This window comes from Streptococcus oralis (genome assembly GCF_001579175.1).
Taxonomy (GTDB): Bacteria; Bacillota; Bacilli; order Lactobacillales; family Streptococcaceae; genus Streptococcus; species Streptococcus oralis_O.
In genome coordinates this window covers 124,893-126,924 of the sequence record NZ_KQ970759.1, presented here as the reverse complement: position 1 = coordinate 126,924, position 2,032 = coordinate 124,893, and the positions used below count along the sequence as shown (strand labels likewise).

The 2,032-nt window shown below is 44.7% G+C and carries 1 protein-coding gene; it reads right to left on the bottom strand.

What is annotated here, in order from left to right; translation table 11 throughout:
- Positions 1-2,028 (bottom strand): isoleucine--tRNA ligase (ileS, locus tag SORDD24_RS00685; protein ID WP_061406630.1); only part of this gene is annotated, 2,028 nt, incomplete at its 3' end.
- Positions 2,029-2,032 lie beyond the last annotated feature (4 nt).

Sequence of the window (2,032 nt, the reverse complement as noted above, 5' to 3'; positions counted from 1 at the left end):
TGAACGTAGTTCTTCATAAGCTACAGCATCCACAGCTGGGTTAAAGTCAGAAGTGTTGGCAATCAAGAAACGAAGGGTGTTACGGATCTTACGGTAAGTTTCAGATACTTGGCTCAAGATATCCATAGAGATACGTACGTCGTTGCTTGAATCCACACTTGTTACCCAGAGACGCAAGATTTCCGCACCAAATTGTTTTTCAACATCGCTTGGAGCAATGGTATTCCCAAGGGATTTAGACATCTTCTCACCTTTACCATCAAGGGCAAAACCTTGTGACAAGATTTGTTTGTAAGGCGCTACGCCATGGTTGGCAACGGATGTGATGAGTGAAGAGTTGAACCAACCACGATATTGGTCAGAGCCTTCTAGGTAAAGATCTGCTGGGTATTTGAGCTCTGGACGGTTTACCACAACTCCATTCCATGATGAGCCTGAGTCAAACCATACGTCCATGATGTCTGTTTCTTTCTTGAACTCACCATTTGGTGAACCTGGGTGGCTAAATCCTTCTGGCAAGAGTTCTTTGGCATCCCGTTCCCACCAGATGATAGAGCCGTGTTCCTCAAAGAGTTGAGCCACGTGCTCGATCGTTTCAGCAGTCATGATTGGTGTGCCATCTTCTGCGTAGAAGATTGGAAGAGGAACTCCCCAAGCACGTTGACGAGAGATGACCCAGTCACCACGGTCACGGATCATGTTGTAAAGACGTACTTTACCCCATTCTGAGTGGAATTTCACTTTTTCAATTTCGTCCAAGATTTCTTGGCGGAATTTTGAAACTGAGGCAAACCATTGTGGCACTGCACGCCAGATGATTGGTTTCTTGGTACGCCAGTCAAATGGGTATGAGTGAGAGATTTCTTCTTGGGCAAGAAGAAGATTACCAAGTTTCTCGATAACCGTTGGTACCACCTTGTCGTAGAATTGACCTTCGAACTCAGGACCAGCATTTGCCATCATGATCCCGCGTTCATTGACGGTTACAGCAACTTCAAGGCCGTTTGCAACACCGACATTGTAGTCATCCTCACCAAAACCTGGAGCTGTATGAACGATACCTGTACCAGAGTCAGTCGTAACGTGGTCACCAAGGATTACCAGTTCATCTACTGCTGTATCCCATGGGTGGACTGTCACAATGTGATTCAATTCTTGCCCACGATAAGTCGCCAAGACCTGAACATCAGCCCACCCAAATTTCTCAGACAAACTGTTCAACAATTCTGAAGCAACCACAAACTTACGAGTTTCACCAGCTGGTTGAACGACCACGTAATCAATATCCGCTCCAACTGTCAATCCACGAGAAGCAGTGATGGTGAATGGAGTGGTTGTCCAAACAACGATATAAGTATCAGTATCTAGGACACCTTTTCCATCTTTGACACGGTTAGCATAGTAAAGGGAAGTTGAAATCAAGTCATGGTATTCAATTTCCGCTTCTGCAAGGGCTGACTCAGAAGACCATGACCAGTAAACCGGCTTGGCACCACGATAGATATAGCCTTTTTTAGCCATTTCACCGAAGACACGGATTTGGGCTGCTTCATAATTCGGAGTCAAGGTTACATAAGGATTTTCCCAGTCACCAGAAACCCCCAAACGTTTAAAGTCTTCCCGTTGTTTATCTACTTGAGAAAGAGCGTATTCACGGCAGAGTTTCAAGTACTCAACCAAGTCCATTTCTTTACGTTTGACACCTTGTTTTGCCAAGACTTGCTCGATTGGCAGACCATGTGTATCCCAACCTGGAATATAAGGAGCGTAAAATCCAGACATAGACTTAGAACGAACAATGATATCTTTGGAAATCTTGTTCATGGCATGTCCTACGTGGATGTTCCCGTTAGCGTATGGAGGGCCATCATGAAGCGTGAAATGCGGTTTTCCTTCATTTAATTCTTGACGACGTTGGTAAAGTTTTGCTTCTTCCCATTCTTTTTGCCAAACTGGCTCTTTGGTTGGAAGACCAGCACGCATTGGAAAGTCTGTTTTTCCAAGATTAAGGGTATCTTTGAGTTTCATTATA